General features: G+C 36.9%; 21 protein-coding genes. 5 read left to right on the top strand and 16 right to left on the bottom strand.

Annotation, left to right across the window (positions count from 1 at the left end):
- Positions 1–7: 7 nt before the first annotated feature.
- A complete protein-coding gene (locus IGJ93_RS02040; RefSeq protein ID WP_075491960.1) occupies positions 8–571 on the bottom strand; it encodes an NUDIX hydrolase in 564 nt (187 codons plus the stop codon).
- A gap of 236 nt (positions 572–807) precedes the next feature.
- On the opposite strand from IGJ93_RS02040, the gene IGJ93_RS02035 reads away from it, so the two are divergent.
- Both IGJ93_RS02035 and IGJ93_RS02030 read left to right on the top strand, forming a co-directional pair.
- Entirely contained in the window at positions 808–1,467 is a 660-nt protein-coding gene (locus IGJ93_RS02035; protein ID WP_067485323.1) for a 5-bromo-4-chloroindolyl phosphate hydrolysis family protein, read from the top strand.
- Between the two features lie 149 nt (positions 1,468–1,616).
- Complete coding sequence (locus IGJ93_RS02030; protein ID WP_067485325.1) at positions 1,617–2,816, top strand: toxic anion resistance protein; 1,200 nt, start codon at positions 1,617–1,619, stop codon at positions 2,814–2,816.
- 382 nt (positions 2,817–3,198) lie between these two features.
- On the opposite strand, the gene IGJ93_RS02025 is transcribed toward IGJ93_RS02030, so the two are convergent.
- The 8 genes from IGJ93_RS02025 to IGJ93_RS01990 all read right to left on the bottom strand — a co-directional run bounded on the left by IGJ93_RS02025 (position 3,199) and on the right by IGJ93_RS01990 (position 9,536).
- Positions 3,199–4,584 (bottom strand): amino acid permease, encoded by a 1,386-nt coding sequence (locus IGJ93_RS02025; RefSeq protein WP_067485331.1) that lies wholly within the window; start codon positions 4,582–4,584, stop codon positions 3,199–3,201.
- A gap of 36 nt (positions 4,585–4,620) precedes the next feature.
- A complete protein-coding gene (locus tag IGJ93_RS02020; RefSeq protein ID WP_067485334.1) occupies positions 4,621–5,487 on the bottom strand; it encodes a GRP family sugar transporter in 867 nt (288 codons plus the stop codon).
- 88 nt (positions 5,488–5,575) lie between these two features.
- Positions 5,576–6,601: a two-component system sensor histidine kinase SapS gene (gene sapS / locus IGJ93_RS02015; RefSeq protein WP_086270590.1), complete on the bottom strand. Its 1,026-nt coding sequence runs from the start codon at positions 6,599–6,601 to the stop codon at positions 5,576–5,578.
- Positions 6,602–6,620: 19 nt separating this feature from the next.
- A complete protein-coding gene (gene sapR, locus IGJ93_RS02010; protein WP_067485340.1) occupies positions 6,621–7,295 on the bottom strand; it encodes a two-component system response regulator SapR in 675 nt (224 codons plus the stop codon).
- Positions 7,296–7,475: 180 nt separating this feature from the next.
- Entirely contained in the window at positions 7,476–7,877 is a 402-nt protein-coding gene (locus tag IGJ93_RS02005; RefSeq protein WP_067485342.1) for an organic hydroperoxide resistance protein, read from the bottom strand.
- A gap of 74 nt (positions 7,878–7,951) precedes the next feature.
- Positions 7,952–8,158, bottom strand: coding sequence for a hypothetical protein (locus IGJ93_RS02000; protein ID WP_067485345.1), 207 nt, complete (start codon positions 8,156–8,158; stop codon positions 7,952–7,954).
- A 216-nt stretch (positions 8,159–8,374) separates the two neighbouring features.
- Complete coding sequence (locus tag IGJ93_RS01995) at positions 8,375–8,830, bottom strand: arginine repressor (RefSeq protein WP_071868774.1); 456 nt, start codon at positions 8,828–8,830, stop codon at positions 8,375–8,377.
- An 82-nt stretch (positions 8,831–8,912) separates the two neighbouring features.
- Positions 8,913–9,536, bottom strand: coding sequence for a GyrI-like domain-containing protein (locus IGJ93_RS01990; protein WP_430596975.1), 624 nt, complete (start codon positions 9,534–9,536; stop codon positions 8,913–8,915).
- Between the two features lie 255 nt (positions 9,537–9,791).
- On the opposite strand from IGJ93_RS01990, the gene IGJ93_RS01985 reads away from it, so the two are divergent.
- Complete coding sequence (locus IGJ93_RS01985) at positions 9,792–11,159, top strand: MFS transporter (protein ID WP_095803414.1); 1,368 nt, start codon at positions 9,792–9,794, stop codon at positions 11,157–11,159.
- 77 nt (positions 11,160–11,236) lie between these two features.
- Positions 11,237–12,349 carry an NAD(P)/FAD-dependent oxidoreductase gene (locus IGJ93_RS01980; RefSeq protein ID WP_086270589.1) on the top strand — a complete coding sequence of 371 codons (1,113 nt, stop codon included), beginning with the start codon at positions 11,237–11,239 and terminating at the stop codon, positions 12,347–12,349.
- 183 nt (positions 12,350–12,532) lie between these two features.
- On the opposite strand, the gene IGJ93_RS01975 is transcribed toward IGJ93_RS01980, so the two are convergent.
- The 7 genes from IGJ93_RS01975 to IGJ93_RS01945 form a co-directional block, all read right to left on the bottom strand.
- The gene (locus tag IGJ93_RS01975) at positions 12,533–14,182 is read right to left on the bottom strand and encodes a phosphoenolpyruvate carboxykinase (ATP) (RefSeq protein WP_285701617.1); all 1,650 of its coding nucleotides are present in this window, start codon (positions 14,180–14,182) and stop codon (positions 12,533–12,535) included.
- Between the two features lie 218 nt (positions 14,183–14,400).
- Complete coding sequence (locus IGJ93_RS01970; protein WP_067485361.1) at positions 14,401–15,006, bottom strand: LysM peptidoglycan-binding domain-containing protein; 606 nt, start codon at positions 15,004–15,006, stop codon at positions 14,401–14,403.
- A gap of 402 nt (positions 15,007–15,408) precedes the next feature.
- On the bottom strand, positions 15,409–16,572 hold the full coding sequence (gene queG / locus IGJ93_RS01965; RefSeq protein ID WP_086270587.1) for a tRNA epoxyqueuosine(34) reductase QueG: 1,164 nt from the start codon (positions 16,570–16,572) through the stop codon (positions 15,409–15,411).
- Positions 16,573–16,651: 79 nt separating this feature from the next.
- Positions 16,652–17,401 (bottom strand): hypothetical protein, encoded by a 750-nt coding sequence (locus IGJ93_RS01960; RefSeq protein WP_071868768.1) that lies wholly within the window; start codon positions 17,399–17,401, stop codon positions 16,652–16,654.
- Between the two features lie 259 nt (positions 17,402–17,660).
- Positions 17,661–18,593 carry a metal ABC transporter substrate-binding protein gene (locus IGJ93_RS01955; RefSeq protein WP_067485370.1) on the bottom strand — a complete coding sequence of 311 codons (933 nt, stop codon included), beginning with the start codon at positions 18,591–18,593 and terminating at the stop codon, positions 17,661–17,663.
- Entirely contained in the window at positions 18,580–19,434 is an 855-nt protein-coding gene (locus IGJ93_RS01950) for a metal ABC transporter permease (RefSeq protein WP_071868767.1), read from the bottom strand. The genes IGJ93_RS01955 and IGJ93_RS01950 overlap by 14 nt, the downstream gene beginning before the upstream one ends.
- Entirely contained in the window at positions 19,431–20,174 is a 744-nt protein-coding gene (locus IGJ93_RS01945; protein ID WP_285701619.1) for a metal ABC transporter ATP-binding protein, read from the bottom strand. Before IGJ93_RS01945 ends, IGJ93_RS01950 begins: the two co-directional genes overlap by 4 nt.
- A 250-nt stretch (positions 20,175–20,424) precedes the next feature.
- Here IGJ93_RS01945 and IGJ93_RS01940 point away from each other — a divergent pair, with 250 nt between their 5' ends.
- A complete protein-coding gene (locus IGJ93_RS01940; RefSeq protein WP_067485379.1) occupies positions 20,425–21,798 on the top strand; it encodes an amino acid permease in 1,374 nt (457 codons plus the stop codon).
- Positions 21,799–21,867 lie beyond the last annotated feature (69 nt).

Here is a 21,867-nt window from a genome sequence, read left to right as displayed (position 1 = left end):
GATCCCTCTACTTTCCTTTAGACAATAACGCCCAATACTGAATCGCAAAAATGGTTTTTGCATCGCAAATGACGCCTTCAGTCATTGCTTGTTTCGCCTCTGCCATTGTTAGCGCATAAAGTTCTAATACTTCATCTTCATCTTGCGCTAATGGATTCACAACTTTTTCTATGTTTGTTGCGTGATACACATGCAACAATTCATTAGCAAAACCTGGTGATAAATACATCGAGGTGATGTGGGTCATACCTTGTGCACGGTAGCCAGTTTCCTCTTCCAATTCTCTGCGTGCAGTTAATTCAGGTTCTTGTCCTTCTCCCGGATCAATTTTCCCAGCAGGAATTTCTAAAATCACTTTTTCTAGTGGTTTTCTAAACTGTTTGACTAACAATAAACGTTCTTGTTCATCAAAGGCGATGATTCCTACGCCACCCGGATGAAAAACTAATTCACGCTGAGCTATTTTTCCATCAGGTAAACGAACTTCATCTAAAGCGACATCAATAATTTTTCCATGAAAAATTTCTTTACGCGTCATTGTTTTTTCTTCAAATTGGTCATAATTCAGCATCCTGTTTCCTGCTTTCTTTTGTAATAATAACTGCTTTTTTTTATTTTTTCAATTTTCCTAGAAACTCCTTACTAGTTTACCATAGAAAAACCTTAGAATTTTCCTAAAATATGAAAATCCATCCTTAGCCCGATACTCTTTCTTAAGCTGGATATGCTAAAATAAAAGATGTAAACGGGAAATAAATCGAAACATCGATAGATACTCAATGGAAAGAATAATCTGGAGGGCATATTATGAAAAAACGAAAATGGCCATGGATTTTAGGAATCGGACTAATTCTGCTATTTGTTTCAAGCAGCGGAGATTCTTCGCTAATTAGTAGCTCAATCATTTTAGCCGGAATTTTATTGGTCTTATGGAAGCTATTTGGTTCTGGAAAAAATAAAAAACGTTCAAAAGAAATTCCTGAACTATCAGATGATTTAAAAGTTCACTATACAGAAGTTGGTATGACGCCAAGCGAAATTAATTTTTTTCGAGAAACAATGAATCACACAAAAACGCAAATCAATCGACTTCAAGTAAACTTAAATCAAACAGCAAAACTTAAAGCAATTGACCTACGTCACGACACCGTCAAAGCAGCCAAAGCACTCTTTAAAGAATTGGTCAAAGAGCCACATCGCTTACATGATGCTAGTCACTTTCTTTATACACATCTGCCAAACCTCATTGATTTGACGGATAAATATATCGAAATTAATAATCATGAAATCAAAAATAAGCAGACTTATGCAAAATTAGAAGAAAGTGCGCAGATCATCGATCAGGTTGCTAGCTTGATTGCGCAAGACTATCAACAATTTGTATCAGATGATTTAGATGACCTAGATTTAGAGATATCAGTTGCGAAACAAAACTTAAAACGTGATAATAGAAGAGAAGAAGACTAATCTTTTCTGAGTCACTCGAATAGTCAGCTAATGACTCGAAGCAGTTGCCGCTTTTTCGGTGTGCTTCGAGTTATTTTCAAACTTAGCTGTCAATTTCCGTCTCTCGGATTTTTTATACCATTTACCACAAGCCCTAAGGAGGAACTCAGATGGACAATAACAAGCCAAATGAACTAAAAAATGTTACACCTGTAGATAGTACGTTAGATGACCTATTAAACAATCCTTTTTCAACACCGACAGATACATTAACTCAAACGCAACAAGCAGAAATCAATGCTTTACAAGAGCAACAAGTCGCAACACGCTTGATTGATAAATTACCCCCAGAACGCCAGGAACAAGCAAAACAACTAGCTGGAAAGATTGATGCCACCGATGCACAATCAGTCATCAGTTATGGCTCTGCTGCGCAAACCAAACTAAGTGAATTTTCACAATCAATGCTGAATCATGTACAAGTACAAGACATTGGACCAGTTGGGGATTCTTTAACAGAATTGATGTATCGTTTACAAGAAGCAAATCCAGATGAGCTACGCGCTGGTGAAGGAAATATTTTCCAACGTGTTTTTGGTAAAGTAAAGCAATCTATTTATGAAGTAACTGCAAAATACCAAAAAATTGGTGCACAAATCGACAAAATTGCTGTTAAATTAGATAAAGAAAAAGATGGCCTACTAAAAGATAATTTAATGCTTGAACAGCTTTATCAAAAAAATAAAGACTATTTTGATGCGCTAAACATTTATATTGCCGCTGGGGAACTAAAAATGGAAGAGTTACAAACAACGACTATTCCTGAAGCAATGAAGAAAGCAGAAGAAACCGGCGATCAAATGGATGTCCAAATTGCTAACGACTACACCCAATTTTTAGATCGTTTAGATAAGCGTACCCACGATTTACGTTTAGCAAGACAAATCACGATTCAACAAGCACCACAAATTCGGCTGATTCAGAATACCAACCAAGCACTAGCAGAAAAAATTCAAGCTTCGGTTGCGACAGCGATTCCTTTATGGAAAAACCAAGTTGTCATTGCGTTGACGTTGCTTCGTCAAAAAGATGCTGTCACTGCGCAACGTCAAGTTTCGGAAACAACCAATGACTTGCTGAAGAAAAACTCAGAAATGTTGAAAATTTCTGCTATTGAAACGGCGAAAGAAAACGAACGAGGAATTGTGGACATCGAAACACTACAAAAAACACAAAATGATCTCGTTGAAACAATCCAAGAAACTTTACGTATCCAACAAGAAGGTAAAGAAAAACGTCGCCATGCAGAGCTTGAACTATCAAATATGGAAGAAGACTTGAAACAAAAATTACTTGATTTAACACAATAAAGTGACTAAAAAGGTTGCGGCACAAGGCGTTTAGCTTCAAGCAATAAGAATTTCTTTCTAAAAACAGTTCCTCATGTTTTTATGAAAGAAGGACTTATTGCCGAAGAAGCTGCCTTGGGGAACACCGTGGATAGAGGTTGTGGCTCCAAGCGCTTAGCTCCGAAAAAATAAAAAGCAACTGGCAAAAATAGCTTTTCATATTTTTGATCAGTTACAGATTATTTCGAGGAGTTGCTTGGGGAACACCGTGGATAGAGGTTGTGGCTCCATTAGCATCAATAAATAAGCCCAGAATTACTTCTGAAACACCATTTCTTTGAAAAAAAAGGGGTGTGACAAAATCATTGTCACAACCCCTTTTTCATTGTCATTTATTCAATTATTACTCGCCTTGTTGTTGATTCATCACGCTATTTTTATACCCGTAAGTAAAGTAGATAAGCAAGCCAATCACCATAACGATTGCAAAAACGATCCACGTAATCGCCTGTAAACGTAACATCAATACCACACAAGTCAAAATAGAAATCACCGGTAGAACTGGTACAAACGGCACTTTGAATTCTCCCGCTTTTGGTTGACCAAATTGCTTTCTTAATTTCAACAATCCTAAACTTACCAGAATCAAGTAAGTTAACGCAGTGATATTAGTTAATTCAGCTAAAATATCAAGTGGAAATGCCCCAGCAAAAAAGACTGCTACCACACCGGCTGTATAAGTTGCTTTTTTAGGTGTCCGATGTTTTTCGTCAATCTCCGTCATGTATTTTGGCAACAAACCATCTTTACTAATCGCAAATAACAATCTGGCTAAAGAATACATCATTGAAATCGTCACTGTTAATAACGTCAGTATCGCTCCGACTGCAATAATTGCCCCGACTGTATCATGGCCTACATAACGCATCGCAAACGCTACTGGATCACTCACACCTAATTCTGTAAATGGTACAATTCCTGTTAAAATCAACGTCACTACAATATATAAAACTGTCGCAATTAAAATCGAACCAATAATTCCTCTTGGAACATCTTTTTGTGGATTTTTCACTTCCTCAGCTGCCATTGCTACCGCATCAAAACCTAGAAAGGCAAAAAAGACTAGTGCCGCCCCATCTAACACACCTGAAAAACCAAATGGCGTAAACGGTGTCCAATTTGCAGGTTTTACAAAAAAGATTCCTACAACAATAAATAAAGCAATAATTCCAAATTTAACAAATACCATTACATTATTTAAACGCAAAGCTTTCTTTGCTTCCAATGAAACGATATAAGTTACAAACACGACAACTAAGATCGCAATTAGATCCAGATACGTACCCTTTCCAGGATTATATCCTCCGGTTAATGCTGTCGGTAATTCCACACCCAGACTAGCCAAAAATCCTTGAACATATCCAGACCAACCAGATGCAACTGATGATACAGCTAGTAAAAATTCGCCTATCAGCAACCAACCAGTCAACCATGCAATGAATTCCCCAAATACGACGTACAGATACGCATATGGCCCACCAAGTATTGGTACGCGTGATGCAAATTCAGCAAAACTTAGTCCTGATAGAATAACAACAACTGCCGCTAGAACGAACGAAAGTGACAGTGCTGGGCCTGCATTTTGATTGGCCGCAACTCCTGTCACTACAAATATCCCGGTTCCGATGATTGCACCAATACCTAGCATAATCAAATCCGTTGTTTTTAATTCTTTTTTCATACCACTCGTTTGATTGAGCTCGATCTTTTTCTTACGAAATAAATCCATTGAAGTTCCTCCCCATTTTAGGTTGGAAAACAGTAATTAAACTGTTTTCATATACCCTAAAAGGATACCACCTAAAATGACTAGAAGGCAACCAACAATCACGTAAACCATTTCTTTTTTGGTTTTGTGTTCGCCTAAAATGAAAATACCACCTAAAGTTGAGATGATGATTCCCATTTGTGATAAAGAAAAACCTACTGCTAAGCCTAGTGATTTAACTGTTAACAACATACAAATATTACCGATTCCCCAAAGTAAGCCAGAAATCATGTTTTTCCAAACAAATTGATCGATTTTAACTTTTTTAAAGGCAAAGAAACTTGCACCTAAAATCATCCCAACACTTTGTGGCAAGATAATTGACCATGCGTCAAGATGTGCCCAAGTAATGATAATCGTGTAGACGCCATAACCTAATGTTGAATAGATTAATGCTCTAAAACCCTTTCCAAAATCAAGCATTTTATTATCCGTGTTTACTTTTCCGTCCTCATCTTGGCGGGCAGTCAAATAAGCACCGCTTACAAGTAACGCTAAAGCAATAAAACCGTAAATAAAATCTTTTGTTTGCGTCCATTCATGGAAGAACACCGCGCCCGCAATCGTATTCAAAATCAATTGAAAACCAGTTGATAATGGCAAGCCAACAGATACACCCATAAATTTCATTCCATGGAATTGACCGTTTTGACCAACGCTCCACGCTAAACCAGATAAAAATCCGATCAAGAAAATCCAAGGGGTAATTACTGGATTTACTACAAAAAATAAGACTAAAGAAAACAAGAATGCACCTATGGTCATTCCTAAAGTTTGTTGATTGGCATCGCCACCAATTTTTCCGCTGACTAAGCCGATACTTCCCCAAGCAAGCATAGGGATTAATGCTATTAATATTTCCATAACTTTTCTCCTTTTATTTCACATGTAAAGAAACTTATCAGGGAAAACGTTAACAACACAAGCAAATTTTTTCTTTTCTAACGATTTTCTAACGTTCTTCATTGTAGAAATTTAAGGTTGGAAATAAAATAGTCATCGTTGTACCATGATTTTGGATTGAATCCGCGGTTAATTTCAGACCTAATTTTTCTGCCAGATTCTTTGCTAAATACAGACCTAAACCTGTTGAATGCTGCTGCGTCAAGCGGCCATTGACACCTGTGAAGCCCTTGTCAAAAATTCGTTTTACATCTTCAGTAGGGATACCAATTCCAGAATCTTTCACCGCTAAAGTTACTCCCTGAGCCGTTGTTTCGATTAAAATCATGATTTCTCCATGATTTGGTGTGTATTTGATTGCATTACTTAATAATTGTTTGAAAATAAATGCAACCCATTTCGCATCGGTTAATACCACGGCATCCTCGCCAATAATCTCATAACGGATTTGTTTTTGAATAAAATAATTGGCTTGACTGCGAATCACAGGTTGGATAATTCCTTTCAAGCTATACTCTTGGATTAAATAATCTCTCGAAAAACTATCTAAGCGTGCGTAGTATAACACTTGCTCAACATACTCATCAATTTTTGACAGCTCATTTTCTAATAACATATACTTTTTATCATCAATATCAAATTCAACCGAACGCACCAACAATTCTGAAGCTGCTAAAGGCACTTTGATTTCATGCACCCATGAATCAATGTAATCTTTTTGATCCTGTTGATTACTGATTGCTTGCTGCATCAGTTCTTGATGTTCTCGAATCAGTTGATTGATATATTCTTCAACTAGCTTCTCTTCTTCCGTATGAGCGCCCTCTAAGTAACTTTGCAAAGGAGAATGTTCTTTCACGTTTGCCAAATGTGCCCACCAGCGACGTTTTCCGAGGTAACCACCTAATAAATAAAATGCTAAAAAAACACTTTGGATAACAGTCAGATAAGCAATCGTTTCCCAATCAACTACGATATTAGGCGCTAACCACATAACGAAAGCTGTCAATATCATGAAAAAAAGCCAGCCTAAAATTAAAGACCATTGATCTTTTAAATACCTAAAAAAATTCATTGGCTATTGTCCGCCCTTTCTAAGGAACAATATATCCTTGTCCAACTTTTGTTTCAATGTAGCCCATGATTCCGGCTTGTTCGATTTTTCTTCGCAAGCGATTGATATTCACGGTCAACGTATTGTCATCAACAAAACGTTCATCATCCCACAAAGCGCGCAATAACTTTTCACGACTTAAAATTTTCCCATGTTGCTTCATTAAAATAAATAATAATCGATATTCATTTTTACTTAGATCAATGATTTCTCCGTCAATTTCCATACTGCCATTATCAACGTTTAACGTGATGCCATTATGACTCATCATTTCACTAGACAGTTCCGTATAATTGTAAGATCGACGCAATAGCGCGTTGATCTTAGCAATCAACACGTCCACTTGAAATGGTTTGGTTACAAAATCATCTGCTCCCATATTCATTGCCATAATCATATCCATATTCGTATTACGGCTTGAGATAAAAATAATTGGTACTTTTGATACTTCGCGAATTTTTTGACACCAGTAATAACCATCGAAAACTGGAAGATTGATATCTAATAAAACTAATTGCGGTGCTTCTTCTTCAAAATCCGAAAAAACTTGATTAAAATCAGTTGTTCCAAACGTTTCAAATTGCCACTTTTCTAACTCTTCCATAATTAGCTGACGAATGACTTCTTCGTCTTCGACTACCATGATTTTTGCCATCGACTAATCCTCCCACTTTCTCTTCTTGCATCTACAATAGCAAACCCCACAGCCCATGACAACTGTGGTTTCCGTTTCTTTATAATTGATTATAAATGTTTGAACGATTAAAAAACAAAAAAACGTAAAAACTGACAGCTAAGTCAGCTCTTACGTTCAAATATTCTTTCATTAATACTATTAAACAAGGTCTACTTGTACTTCGATATTTCCCTTAGTTGCTTTTGAATAAGGGCAAAATTCATGTGCATCATCAACTAATTTTCGTGCTTCTTCTTCACTAACACCTTCCACATGAGCTTCTAGAACAACACCAATTTGGTAGCCACCATCATCTAATGTGTAAAGTGAAACGCGTGCTTTAACTGTTGAATCAGCATCTAAGCCTGCTTCTTTGACCATGTGCTGTAATGCACCATTAAAACATGAAGCATATCCCGCTGCAAATAATTGTTCAGGATTTGTTCCCTCCGCATGGATTCCTGGTGGTGTGATCTTCATGTGCATTGAACCATTTGGTGCTTCGACTGAGCCTTCTCGCCCACCATGGTTAATCATCGCTGTTTCGTATAATTTTTTCATTGTACTACTCCTTTCGACTTTCTTACTACACTTCTAGTGTAAGCCTATTGGAGACGTTTATTCAAAGAATCTGCTCATTCAAATGCTAAAATGCCATCTTCAACTAGTTTACCAAAAAACATAAAAATACCACTTGTAAATAACAACGTCATGTTTGTTCCAAAATAAATAGCTAATTTTTCTAGATAATCCTTAATTTTATTGATTTTAAGATACATATATACTAAAAAATTTACTCCATACACCAACACAGTCAAAAAAATAATCATACCCGTCATCATTTTTTCCTCCTCCTCCATTACCAGAAAACGAACAAACTTCCCCACCTTTTGACTTCTTTCTTGCCCTAACTCAGATAGATCTTCCAGCCACTCAAGACCACTTTTAGAACGCTTTCATAAATAAGTCCTGCAAATAACTACCAAAAATTCAAGCTCACAATCTTTGTGTCAAAAACAGTTCTAGCTATTACTACTACTTATTATTTGGCTTTGGCGTTATTCGCGCATACTTTCTAATTTTTCGGCGAATGCTTGTGCTTCACTTTCTGAACGACAAACGACGATAAATGTATCAAAGCCTGCAATTGTCGCTGCAACTTCTGGATAAGCAACTTCATCCAACCAGTTTGTTACCACATCTGCTCCATTTTTTTCAGTTAACACAACAACCATAAATTGGACTGTCTCAATTCGTAAAACTTCTCGCTTAACGGCAGAGCGCAAACGTTGCTCATTTAACGAAACGGATGGTTGACTAAAAAGAGAATAACGAACACGTTGCTCTTCGTCTTGAACCTTAATCACTTTCATTTCACGAATATCACGAGAAATTGTTGCTTGAGTTGCACTAACACCCGATTCCTCTAATCGTGCACGCAACTCTTCTTGCGTGCTAATTGGATATTCTGTAATTATTTGGCGAATCAATGCCTGTCGTTGACTTTTTTTCATCCTGGACACCTCTCTCATCCATAATTATAACAAACTTACTCAATCATTTGCGTGTTTACTTTAGAAATTACTTCTGATTCGCCTATTTTTTTGCAATGCGCACACGTAAAATTGTTTTTCGTTTTTCTGGTGCCACTCTTCTAGGATCACTTAGATAGATTTCTTTATGCTCTTTGGATACTCGATAATAGCCTTCTTCTTCAAGAAAAGCGGTTAATTTTTCAAAACTCTCCTGCTCTTCATCATAAGAACCAATGTGTAAAATTTGTCCAACTACCCCTTCTTCAATCACCTCGAATTGTAATTGTGTAAGCAAATCTTCGGGAATTTTTTTTGCCGAACGCTCAATTGCAAGCTGGGCAATCTCTGGTGTCACGAAATCAGGTTGTTTAATCATCAATTGATAAGCAAAATGGTCTTTTAGCATCACTTTTTCCTGCAAATACTTTTCTTGTAATTCCCATTGACCTTCTAATGGATAGACAGTATAGGGTTGATAACCAGGAATGTTCCAATTATTTTTCGGTGACATTTTAATTGCATAACTCACTGGATACAATGTCCCAATACGTCGTTGGAAATCTTCTTGGTTTGGATCTCCTACACCTTTAATTGTGAAAAAATTTTGTTCAGGCAATTCTAAAATCTGCGTTTTTTTTGTTACCCGATAGCCTGGTTCAGCTTTACGCCATTCAATTTTATCCATTTTGTTTTTCTCCTACCCTTGCTTTATGTATTTACGATTTTTTTGATTTGTTTCCATTTTCACACTCCATTCAATCATAACCTTTTTGAGGATCCTTGACTAATCTTATTGACATAAAATTTGAGTCTATGCTAAAATAATCCCAGCAAACAATCGTACAGATAACACGTAAATGCGTGTCGAGAGAGAGGCGGTTTCTATTTTTTAATAGAAATCTTCTCTCTTTTTTTGCGAAATTTTTAAGAGGTGAAATGTATGACAAAACAAAAAGAACTACTACTTGTTCCCGCAGTGATTGCAACTGGTATTATGTCCTTCGCAGGTGTTCTGATTGAAACTGCGATGAACGTAACTTTTCCAACGCTGATTACTCAATTTGATTTGACAACGGCTCAAGTCCAATGGGTAACAACGATTTACTTATTGATGATTTCAATCATCGTGCCGTTATCAACCTATTTAAACCGCAATTTTAGTATTCGAAAATTATTTTTATTTTCAAATTTTCTGTTTCTTGCTGGTATCTTAGTTGATTTTTTCTCACCAACTTTCATGATTCTCCTAATGGGGCGCCTATTACAAGGGATTGCGACTGGTATCGCGCTTCCATTGATGTTTCATATCATTTTGACGTATGCCCCCATGAATCGCCGTGGTACGATGATCGGTGTCGGAACATTGACTACTGCAATTGCTCCGGCTATTGGACCAACTTATGGTGGAATTTTGACCTCCGCTTTTACTTGGAATCACATTTTTCTATTCCTTGTACCAGTTTTACTGATTTCATTAGTGATTGGTCTATTCTCCATCCCAGAAACAAGTGTAGAAAAAGGTGGCCACTTAGATTTTCTTAGCGTACTAGGTTTATGTTTACTTTTCAGCGGTGCTTTAACCTTCCTGAGCACGATTGGTCAGCTAATTAGTTGGCTCGCTTTGATTATCGCAATCATTGGTTTCTTTTTATTCTATCAACGTTCGAAAACAATCGAGCAACCATTGATTCGCTTATCAATTTTATCTAACAAAACCTTCCGATTATTTCTATTTAGTTTCTTAATTTATCAATTTCTATTACTTGGCGTTTCATTTGTCCTACCAAATTTCATTCAAATCGTTCAGGGAGATACTGCCTTTATCGCTGGTTTGTCCATGCTTCCGGGAGCCGCAATCGGTGCGATTTTATCTCCATTCTCTGGAAAATTACTCGACCAACATGGACCTAAAAAACCAATCTTAGTTGGTTTGATCTTATCCTTCATTGGTTGGTTGGCGCTCGTTCTATTGATTGGTCATGCTTCTTTGATTTGGTTAGTGGCTTGTCATGTTTTCTACATGATTGGTATCGGACTTTCCTACAGCAATATGATGACTACTGGGATGAACGCCTTAAGCGAAGAGTTACAAGGAGATGGAAATGCGCTATTCAACACTCTTCAACAATTCTCTGGTGCGATTGCTACATCACTGGTAGCAATCATTATCAACCTTGTACAAGACCATTCCACTTTGAATTATGAAGCAGCTACTACTTTAGGTTCAAAAGCAGCACTCGGTGTTTTACTTGTCTTGCTGATTATCAGCTTTGCTCAATTCATGCCTTACTATTTAAATAAAAAATAAAATTAAACGAAAGAAGATGGGTGTTTGCATCCATCTTCTTTTTGTGTAAGAATGAGAACGAAAAAGGAGGCTCTTTTATGGAAAAAATTGCCATTATTGGCGGTGGAATCATCGGTATGACCCTCGCAAATTACTTAGATACAACAAAATTCGAGGTCACTTTATTCGATGACGCTACTGGTCAAGCAACAAAAGCCAGTGCAGGAATAATTTCTCCTTGGCTTTCCAAAAGACGGAACAAACAGTGGTATCAACTAGCAAAAGATGGTGCTGCTTTCTTCGATAAATTGATTCAAGATTTTCAACTGGATTCAACCATTTATGATCGTTCAGGAACTCTTTTATTACGTTCTCAAGAAGACTTAATTTCACTTGCAGAATTAGCGGAGGAACGCAAAAAAGAAGCACCAGAAATCGGTGATATCGAACTACTAACACCAACTCAAACGGCCACTAAACTTGAACTGCTTAAACCAGCACCTTCACTTCATATCAGTGGTGGAGGAAAACTTGACGGCAAAGCTTATTTAACGCAACTAGCAAAACGATTAACCCATCAGCAAGTGGCAATTATCAATGATCGCGTTTCGTTTCAACCAAAAGGTGATACATGGTTGATTCAAGGCGATTTTGGTGAAAAACTAGTTGATCGAATCATTCTTACTCCGGGTCCTGCATTAAAACCTTTGCTGGAAACAATTGGCTATACAGTTGATATTCGACCTCAAAAAGGACAATTATTAGTTTTTGACTCTCCATATCAACACAGTAGCGAATGGCCTGTAGCGATGCTTGATGGTGAAGCTGATTTTATTCCATTCATGTCTGGTAAAATTTTGATTGGTGCCACGCATGAAAACGACGGTGGTTGGGACTTAGCTCCTACTAAAACAGCTTATGAAATGCTTACTACTCACACGAAACAATTTTTAGCAAAACCGGAGCAACTAAACGATTGGCACTATCATTTTCGTGTGGGTACTCGTGCATATACGTCTGATTTTTCACCATTTTTTGGTTCGGTTCCAGATGATCCCACCTTATTAGTTGCAAGCGGGCTAGGTTCCTCTGGTTTAACAACAGGTCCTTATATCGGGTATTTGTTAGCGGACTACCTAAACACGGGAAATTGGCAGGACAAAAATTATCAAAAAGAAATAAAAACTTATATCTCGAAGTCAGTTAGTTGAGTGTGAGTTAAAAAAAGAGCGGACATCTGTCTCGCTCTTTTTTGTTCTTCTTGTTCACTTGATAGGTCAATCAATCATTAATTTACCCCAAAAAATTTGTTAAAATCATCTCTTTCTCCTATACTGCAAACCAATATGTTGTCTGCTCTCAAAAGATGACTGTTTGATTTCCACAAGCTCTCTTTATTTCTTCAACTTTTTCAATAATCGTTCCAAATATTCCGTTGCTTCAGCAGGAAGTTCATGGTATCCCTCTAAAAGCTCTGCTTGTTCTTGCAGAAATTGATTTCTTGAACTCAACCGCTGATACAAACGTTCTTGATAAGTTACCTCATTAAATCGCTCAGAAAATCCAGCTATCGGTAAATAAGACAATTCCGTTAACTTTCCTAGTGGCAGAAATTGCACTTGTTTTTTAGCAATAGCCTCTACACTTTTCAATGTGATTTCAGGTGTAATTTTTTTTTGGTCAAAAAATCCTGTATTTAAAATATAGCAATCGGTGTTTTGTTGCTCAAACAGCTCTTTAAAAGCTTGATAGTCTTCAGCTAATGGATATACTCTAAATGGATTAGCGTATGGAACGAAGACTAGCTGATCCACTTCTTCTTGATTTCGAATGTTTTCTGCACTTGACCGTTTTGTTGCTAATGTTGCACCGAAAATTGCGGCTAAGATAGGATCATTCATTTTAACAACCGGTGGAAAAACATCATCTTTCATAATCCAAAAAACTGCGTCGATTTTATCATCTAAATGATCTACACGATTTGGCGTAACAAATCGTGATTTGATTGCCCGACCATTGCCATTACGAATATCTTCAGTCACCAATACTTTTTTCCCAGAGTCATTCAGCGTAACCCCCACATTTTGACAGGTTAAAAATGATGCAATTGTTGGATCATCTGAAGCATAGTCTTGTGTTTTATCAAAGTAGGCTGGCTCAAGTGCCGTGGTTGATCCTTTTGTTTTTGAGATGACAAACGCATCATCATGCAGCACAGTTACTACATCATCTGCGCGTTTTGCTAACGTAATCGTTGACTTTCCAGAACCAGATAAGCCAAAAACGGCCATCGTGTAATGATGTGATGGAAATTGATATTGCTTCAGTCCTCCATGACACGCAATGAAACCATTTCGATTTGCTAGCGCCCAAGCAAGAGTCAGCGTTGCTTTTTTTAGCTCACCAAAGTAACGTAGTCCCAAAACAGCTGCTACATTATGCACAGCATCAATCAATACCAAGCCATCAGGAAACGCTGGGTTTTGCCATTCTGGATCAGCAAAGATGTACAAGTCGCCCTCATGATATGTTTGCGAATGCTGATACTCGTTTTCAATTTCTGCTGTTAACGCTTGAAAGTTCAATAAATACGAGTATAGATTATTCTCAAAACCTTCAGGAATCAGCACATGTGCTTTAACTGAAAATTCCTGGTCCAACCCAACAATGACTTCACCATGATAAAACTGACGTGTTCTACTTTGATAAATTGCTTCCCGTAAAATTTTTTCATACTTCACCTGGTTAATCTCTGGTTCACCGATTACCCTACGTGCTGCCGCAGTTCGACCAACAATTTCACCATCATTAAAAACTAAAACTTTGCTATCTTTTGGAAGTTTTAACTCTTCTGTGTGAGAGACAGCTAAATCTGTCACGATCGTCCCAGGACTACTAGCTGCTAACTGATATGCTTGTGCTAAATGCTCGATCACTTGTACATTATTTCCATAAAATGCTGTTTCAATTATTACTCGAATACTCGAAAATAAGCTGCTCTTTGAGTTGATTGCTGCTTGTGGATATCCCGTTATCGTACTCATCCGCTCACCTTCCTTTTTTAAATCAAAAATAGAAAACGCTTTATAACTATTATATCTCAGCACTATTTTTTTGTCTTACGGCATCCCTCATCCGCTCCTCTACACAATTAGATATGCAAGAATAGCAATTATTTTTTTGAAAAACAAAAAAACCAAGAAAATCACTCGAAAGTAATTTCCTTGGCTTCAACTATTTTGGTTTCAGTTGATTACTCGACTTAGTACCAGCCGTTTGATAACCAGAATGCTTTAGCAGCATCCCATGAACCGTAGCGTGATGATACATATTCATCAGCAACACGTTCTTGGTTAGCAGCTGAGTAGTCACCATTTAAGTATGATGAATCTAATTGGTAACGTCCGATGTAACGTCCGTTAGTAGCTGTATAAGAACCGCTTGATTCTCTTTGAGCGATCCATTCTTTTGCATCACTTGTTGAAGCTGCAGGAGCTGCTGGTGTTGCAACTACTGGTTCAACAGTTTCAACTGGTGCAACGTATGTATATTGTTGAGTTGCTTGTTCAGTTGCTGCTGTTTCTTGTTTGGTTTCAGTTTTTACTTCTGCTTTAGTTGAAACTTCGCCTGATGTTGGGATAGTTAATTCTTCACCAACGTAGATACGGTTAATATCAGAAATAGAATTTTTTTCTGCAATTGTGTTAATTAAAGAATTGTCACCTGCAAATTGTTGTGAAATTGTAGATAAAGTGTCACCTGATTTGACTGTATAAGTTTCGTCAGCATGAGCTTCTGTAGCTCCCACAAACATTGCAGCACCTGCAGCAAAAGTTGTTCCTAAAACGATCTTCTTCATTGAATTCATATATTAAACTCCCTCATGTCCTCTTAGTTTCTTTCAACGTCATTAACTTTAACATTTGAAAATATTTCATAGGTAAAAGAATGATGACATTTGATGACAAAATGACATTTTTTTTAATATTTGTAACATTTCACTAGTCTGCCCTCTCAGACTAAAGTCGTAGAAACCGTTGGTATCAAAGAAGAAAACATTTTCATCAACCCGTGTGTTTTTTCACAAAAACTCGACATTTTGTAACATTACAACGAAAATTTTAGAAGAAAAATGCATTTTTTTTTGCTTAAATAACGAATTTCAGTCAAAAAACAACAAAAACAGCAAAAAAGTCAGTAATTGTTACAACAATTACTGACTAAAAATGAATGAATTAGCAAAAATTAGGCAAATCCTTGCACTTTTGAGCTATTTCTGTTTTTTTCTCTGCTTCGTTTGTAAAATTTCGATTGCTTTTTCAAATTCTAGCTTCGCTTCTTCATCTGTTTCTTTCGCCAATGAGTCTTGCAGAACTGTTAACCATTCTTCTGGAGCTTTCGCACCCAAACGTCCGATTGCCCAAGCGGCCGTTCCACGAATCACTGGACGGACATCTTTGAGACAAGCAGCAATCTCCGGTAATGAGTCTCGATCGCCGAGGTTTGCTAAGGCAATCAATGCATTTCGTTGAAGTGGCTTTTTCCCACGCCACGAACCAGCTAGATGACCAAATTGTTGCTTAAATTCTTTATTAGAAATAGAAAGCATTGGTTTTAGTTTAGGGTATACTTCATCAACTTTTGGCTCCATCTCTTCATGGAAATGAAAATCTTTCCCTTTATTATATGGGCAAACTAGCTGACAGATATCACAACCATAAATGACATTACGCATCTTTTTTCGATACTCTTCTGGCATCAACCCTTTTGTCTGGGTCTGATAAGACAAGCATCTTTGGGCATTCATTCGCCCATCTCCAAGCAGCGCTTTCGTCGGACAGCCGTCGATACAACGAGTACAATCCCCACAACCAAACACACCTGGTTCATCCGGTTCAAAAACAATATTTGTAACAATTTCACCTAAATAAACAAAAGAACCAAACTCTTCCGTAATCAGCAGACCATTGCGTCCAATAAAACCTAAGCCAGCTCGCTGTGCGACTGCTACATCAATCAACTCTCCTGTGTCTACTTGTGGAGCAAAGCGCCACTCTTCCTCTGCTTGCCACTGTTTTCCGCGTGTTGTAATAAATTCAATCAAACGATTTAAACGATCTCGCAGAATATCATGATAATCGATTCCCCAAGAAGCGCGGGCAAATTGCCCTCTTTTTTCATCTTTTGGGATTTCCTCATGAATTTTTGTGGGATATGCCAATGCAATTGAAATAATAGATTGAGGTTGATCAAATGTTTTTTCTGGATAAAGTCGTTCTTCAATTACTGGATGCTCAAAACCAGAAGTATGCCCTGCGGCTTTTTGTTCTTCCAGTGATTCTCTCAAGTGATCAAAAGGCTCCGCAGTCGTGAACCCGATTTTATCAATACCCAAGCGTTTACTTTCGCGAATGATTTCTTCCTTTAAAGTCATAAATTTCCTCGCTTATTTCATTTTTCTTCTATATTAAGTAATAGATTATTGATTAAGTAATAGATTATTGGTAGCAAGATTACCGACTATATAATCCATAATATAATTTTTCTTTTTTTAATTGGACGAACTCAATTTGTTGATCAGCGACTTTCTTTTCCTTTAGCCAACGATTACGAGTAACAAAAACTTCCCAATAATTCGTTGAGATTAGCTTTTTTTTGTCATCCAATGCTTGGAAGAAGTTCCAAGAGACTGGTTTTGTATTCAACAATTGATGTAAACGTACTTGCTCTGTTTGAGGAAGTTCTGATAAATCTCGAGAGTATAACACATCTTCATGTAAGTTTTTTTGTTGCGTATAAGTAAATGTTTGTGGTATTTTTCCTGGTCGTGCTACTAACATCAACTGGTTATAATAGCTATTCATTAACTTACTGTGTGCAATAAATGAACTCTTATAATACGCTGCTTGGATTTTCTGAATAACATTTTCAGTACCAATGACAGAAAAAAGTGCTGGCCAAGCTTTCGTTTGAACTTCTTGATTTTGCTTGACTAAGACTCCTGGTATAAATCCAACTGCAGAAATGAAAACAAAGTAACCAATTCCGGCCGTTTCATCTAGTGGCTGAAACTCATCAAAAATCCACTTTCCAATGTAACGTTCTGGTTCAACTGCGTCATCTGTTGCATTCGCTATGAATAATTTTGCCATCTCGGTTTCAAGAAATTGAAGGTCTTGGTCTTTTTTAGTTGCTTCTTGTTGGTCAAGCAAACGAAAGACGTCTTCTTTAATTTGATGCTTATCTTTACGTGTGAAATTCATAGCTACACCTCTCCTTCTTACCCTTAACTATAACGGAAATCGAAAGAAAAAAACATTATTACACTAAAAAAACGCGAAAAAAAATTATGATCCAAAGTAACTAGCTCATTGAATTAAAAAAGAACTTTTCGAAGATGTTTTTTCTTTTTTCGAATAACTATCTATCATTGATACTTCCTTTTGCTATCCATATACGAAAACAGAAAAAGGTTGAACTAAAACAAAAGAATGTTTTAGTTCAACCTTTTGGATAATGAATTTATTTTGATAACCCATCATGAATTGCTTCAATATTCCATTTCATCATTCCATAGTAAGAATCACCTGTTTCACCTGATTTGGCTACTGAATCTGTAAATAACTTTTCAGCGATAGGAACACCGGTTTCTTTCGATACACGTTCCATGCTCCGAGGATCGACACTCGACTCTACAAACAAACCAGGGACTTTTGACGCTTTGACTTGGTCAATAATTGCAGACATTTGATCGGGTGTTCCTTGACTTTCTGTATTGATTTCCCAAATGTAAGCGGCTGGTAATTGATACGCTTTTGAAAAATATTTAAATGCACCTTCACTGGTGACTAGTAACTTTTTCTCCTCACTGATCGTAGCAAATGACTCTTTTGCTTGTTGATCCAATGATTCAAGTTTTTTACGGTATTCTTGACTGTTTTTTTCATAAACTTCTTTATTCTCAGGATCTTTTTCGCTCAAAATTCGAGTGATTTCTTCAACATATTTGATTCCATTAGACACATCCAGCCATGCATGCGGGTCTGCCTGTGTTTCTTGACCAGCACTTGTTAAATAAAGTGGCTCTACTTCACGACTAACGGCAAAATAATCTTCATCTTCGACTTTTTTAGCAGTTTCCATCAAATTATTGAACCAACCATTCCCTGTTTCCAAATTCAGTCCATTATACAAGATAACTTTTGCATCACTAGCTTTTTTGATGTCTTCTGGTAAAACTTCATACTCATGTGGATCAGTTCCCACGGGCACGATACTATGAATCGTTACCTTGTCTTTTCCAACTTCTTTTGCCATGTCTGCCAGAATTGAATTTGTCGCAACAACAGTTAGTTTTCCATCTTTCGTTTGTTCTGATTTCTCGCTCTTTGCTGAGCAACCTACTAGGAAAATTCCTAGTGCGAATAACAAGATTAGTAATTTAGATTTCTTCATTTGTTTGCTCCTTTCTTTGAAACAAAATGCCTTTTGTTGGTGAAAATAAAAATGCTAGGGCAAAAAACACAGCTGATGCCAACACGATCGTTGCCCCTGAAGGTAAGTTATAACTGTAACTGAAAAATACACCCACGATTGCGCTCAACACACCAAAACTCGCAGATAAAGCAATCATTATAGATAAACGATTCGTTAACAAGTACGCTGTTGCAGCTGGTGTAATCAACATGGCAATCACCAAGATTGTTCCAACTGTTTGGAGACTCACTACAGCAACTAAAGTTAAGAAAAACATCAATGCGTAATGAATAAATGTTGTGTTTAACCCATAGGCTTTTGCCATCATTGGATCAAAAGAAGTAATTTTCAATTCCTTATAAAAAATGAAAATAAATAATAAGACAACAGCACTAACGATTGCCGTGAGATATAAATCACTCTCACGAACAGCTAGAACATTACCAAATAGAATATGATAAAGATCAGTTGCACTTTGAGCAAAAGAGATAAGAATGATTCCTAATGCAAAAAATGAACTAAAAACAATCCCGATTGCCGTATCATTTTTTAAGCGACTCTTTTGTGTGACAAAACCAATCAATGCAGCAGTCAGCACACCAAAAGCAGTTGCGCCCAAAATATAACTAAACCCAAACATATAAGAAATTGCCACTCCGGGTAAAACTGCATGAGAAATTGCATCCCCCATCAGAGACATTCCGCGTAAAATAATAAATGAACCGATCACTCCTGAAGCTAATCCGACTAAAATAGATGTAATCAATGCATATTGTAAAAATTGATAATTGAATACCCCCTCAACAAATGACTGAATCATGCTTGTTCCCCCTTTACCAACTGGCCAATTACTTCACCATAAGCTAACTGCAGATTATTTGAAGTAAAAGTTTCTTGAACCGTCCCAGATGCAATCAGCTCACGATTTAATAAAATTACTTCATCAAAGTATTCAGTTACTTTATGCAAATCATGATGAACAATCAAAATTGTTTTGCCTTCTGCACGCAATTCTTGTAAAATCGAAAAAATCTTTTTCTCACTAACAGCATCGATTCCCACAAAGGGTTCATCTAAAAAGATCCATTCCGCACCCTGTGTCAATGCCCGTGCAATAAACACTCGTTGTAATTGACCACCAGATAGTTCACTGATTTGTCGATTAGCAAATTTTTCCATTCCGACTTTGACTAGCGCCTGTGCTGCTCGTTCTTTCTCCAGTTTTCCTGGTCTTTTTCCAATCCTTAGCGAAGGATACGTTCCAAGTAATACCACACCAAAAACATCAATTGGAAAAGATAGATCCATTGCACTTCGTTGTTCAACGTAAGCAATTTTTTTCCGAACCTCTTTTACAGATTGACCTGAAAACGTCACCGTACCAGAAGATTTGGGAATTAATTCTAACAAAGATTTCATAAAAGTTGATTTCCCCGCACCATTCGGTCCAATAATTCCTGTCATTTTTTCTGATTGAATCGTTAAAGATATATTTTTTAAAGCGATCTTTCCTTGGTACGCAACGGAAAGATTCTCTACGCTGATTGTTGGTTTCGCCATCCTAAGCACTCCTTTTTAGGTTTACCTAACTTTTTATTTAAAGATAGTTTAACTCATTAAGAAAACATTTTCAACAAAAAACTTTGCAATTAAATTAAATTTCTTCTCGCGTTTTTTGAATCCTTTCTGTAAAATCACATCAAGAGATTAATTTAATAACTGTTTTTATTTATCAATAATTTATTTTTTTGACTGATAAATTTAATCAAATGTGTTGGCTTATTCTCTAAATTATGAAAGGAGTTTTTGTATGGAAGAAGGAAAATTAAATCGAAGTCTTAGCGCACGTCATATTCGAATGATCGCGTTGGGAGGAACAATTGGCGTTGGATTGTTTATGGGTGCCTCTTCAACCATTCGCTGGACTGGTCCCTCTGTAATGATTGCCTATGCTGTTGCTGGCTTGTTTTTATACTTGATTATGCGTGCATTAGGCGAGATGCTTTACGTTGACCCTTCTACAGGTTCATTTGCTAATTACGCGAGTGATTACATCCATCCAGTTGCTGGTTACTTAACTGCTTGGAGCAATATCTTTCAGTATGTCGTAGTTGGAATTAGTGAAGTCATTGCCGTTGGCGAGTATATGAATTATTGGTGGCCAAATTTGCCAACCATCATTCCTGGTATCGCTGTGATACTTTTCTTGATGTTAGCTAACTTGTTTTCAGTAAAAGCCTTCGGTGAATTAGAATTTTGGTTTTCGATGATCAAAGTCGTAACGATCATTTTGATGATTGTGGCTGGTTTAGGCGTTATCTTCTTTGGCTTTGGCAATCATGGTCAACCTATTGGTATTTCAAATCTTTGGAAAAATGGTGGCTTCTTTACCGGTGGCGTGAAAGGTTTCTTTTTTGCTTTATCCATCGTGATAGCTTCTTATCAAGGAATTGAGTTAATCGGGATGACTGCTGGTGAAGCAAAAAATCCACAAAAAACAATCGTTGAAGCTGTTCAATCTACCATTGGACGCATTCTTATTTTTTATATTGGTGCTATTTTTATTATCGTAAGTATTTATCCATGGAATCAGCTTGGTGAAATCGGGTCCCCATTTGTTCAAACATTCGCGAAAATTGGGATTACTTTTGCCGCTGGATTGATTAACTTTGTGGTAATCACTGCTGCCTTATCTGGCTGTAACTCTGGTATTTTCAGCGCCAGTCGCATGATTTACACATTGGCAGTTAATGGAAAAATGTCGAAGCGTTTCTTAAAACTATCTCGTCATGGTGTTCCATTTTATCCAGTTGTTGCCATTTCAGGAGGTATCTTGATTGGTTTGGTCATCAATTATTTGCTACCAATGTTTGTTACTCACTCTGAAAATATTTTTGTCTTTGTTTATAGTTCAAGTATTTTACCAGGAATGATTCCTTGGATTGTCATTTTAATCAGTGAAATCAAATTCCGTAAAATCCACGCTGAACAAATGACAAAACATCCATTCAAAATGCCATTATCCCCTTACACCAATTATTTAACTTTAGCATTTTTAGCTATTATTCTTTGTTTCATGTTTATTAACCCTGAAACAAGAATTTCCTTGCTTATTGGGTTAGCCTTCTTGTTTTTAATGACGATTCATTACTTTCTTCGCGAAAAACGCTTGAAGAAAGCTTAAACAACAAAAAAACTGCGAGTCTGTTCTACTCTTGGAAAGGGGACCTTTCTAGAGTTAGTAACATCTCGC

Source organism: Enterococcus sp. DIV0174 (assembly GCF_050529065.1).
GTDB classification, from domain to species: Bacteria; Bacillota; Bacilli; order Lactobacillales; family Enterococcaceae; genus Enterococcus_B; species Enterococcus_B thailandicus.
This window is presented reverse-complemented; position numbering and strand designations above follow the sequence as displayed.

Excerpts from the sequence above, each read along its gene's own strand:
- IGJ93_RS02040 (WP_075491960.1), bottom strand. The coding sequence starts at position 571 with ATGCTGAATTATGACCAATTTGAAGAAAAAACAATGACGCGTAAAGAA.
- IGJ93_RS02035 (WP_067485323.1), top strand. The coding sequence starts at position 808 with ATGAAAAAACGAAAATGGCCATGGATTTTAGGAATCGGACTAATTCTG.
- IGJ93_RS02030 (WP_067485325.1), top strand. The coding sequence starts at position 1,617 with ATGGACAATAACAAGCCAAATGAACTAAAAAATGTTACACCTGTAGAT.
- IGJ93_RS02025 (WP_067485331.1), bottom strand. The coding sequence starts at position 4,584 with ATGGATTTATTTCGTAAGAAAAAGATCGAGCTCAATCAAACGAGTGGT.
- IGJ93_RS02020 (WP_067485334.1), bottom strand. The coding sequence starts at position 5,487 with ATGGAAATATTAATAGCATTAATCCCTATGCTTGCTTGGGGAAGTATC.
- sapS (WP_086270590.1), bottom strand. The coding sequence starts at position 6,601 with ATGAATTTTTTTAGGTATTTAAAAGATCAATGGTCTTTAATTTTAGGC.
- sapR (WP_067485340.1), bottom strand. The coding sequence starts at position 7,295 with ATGGCAAAAATCATGGTAGTCGAAGACGAAGAAGTCATTCGTCAGCTA.
- IGJ93_RS02005 (WP_067485342.1), bottom strand. The coding sequence starts at position 7,877 with ATGAAAAAATTATACGAAACAGCGATGATTAACCATGGTGGGCGAGAA.
- IGJ93_RS02000 (WP_067485345.1), bottom strand. The coding sequence starts at position 8,158 with ATGATGACGGGTATGATTATTTTTTTGACTGTGTTGGTGTATGGAGTA.
- IGJ93_RS01995 (WP_071868774.1), bottom strand. The coding sequence starts at position 8,830 with ATGAAAAAAAGTCAACGACAGGCATTGATTCGCCAAATAATTACAGAA.
- IGJ93_RS01990 (WP_430596975.1), bottom strand. The coding sequence starts at position 9,536 with ATGGATAAAATTGAATGGCGTAAAGCTGAACCAGGCTATCGGGTAACA.
- IGJ93_RS01985 (WP_095803414.1), top strand. The coding sequence starts at position 9,792 with ATGACAAAACAAAAAGAACTACTACTTGTTCCCGCAGTGATTGCAACT.
- IGJ93_RS01980 (WP_086270589.1), top strand. The coding sequence starts at position 11,237 with ATGGAAAAAATTGCCATTATTGGCGGTGGAATCATCGGTATGACCCTC.
- IGJ93_RS01975 (WP_285701617.1), bottom strand. The coding sequence starts at position 14,182 with ATGAGTACGATAACGGGATATCCACAAGCAGCAATCAACTCAAAGAGC.
- IGJ93_RS01970 (WP_067485361.1), bottom strand. The coding sequence starts at position 15,006 with ATGAATTCAATGAAGAAGATCGTTTTAGGAACAACTTTTGCTGCAGGT.
- queG (WP_086270587.1), bottom strand. The coding sequence starts at position 16,572 with ATGACTTTAAAGGAAGAAATCATTCGCGAAAGTAAACGCTTGGGTATT.
- IGJ93_RS01960 (WP_071868768.1), bottom strand. The coding sequence starts at position 17,401 with ATGAATTTCACACGTAAAGATAAGCATCAAATTAAAGAAGACGTCTTT.
- IGJ93_RS01955 (WP_067485370.1), bottom strand. The coding sequence starts at position 18,593 with ATGAAGAAATCTAAATTACTAATCTTGTTATTCGCACTAGGAATTTTC.
- IGJ93_RS01950 (WP_071868767.1), bottom strand. The coding sequence starts at position 19,434 with ATGATTCAGTCATTTGTTGAGGGGGTATTCAATTATCAATTTTTACAA.
- IGJ93_RS01945 (WP_285701619.1), bottom strand. The coding sequence starts at position 20,174 with ATGGCGAAACCAACAATCAGCGTAGAGAATCTTTCCGTTGCGTACCAA.
- IGJ93_RS01940 (WP_067485379.1), top strand. The coding sequence starts at position 20,425 with ATGGAAGAAGGAAAATTAAATCGAAGTCTTAGCGCACGTCATATTCGA.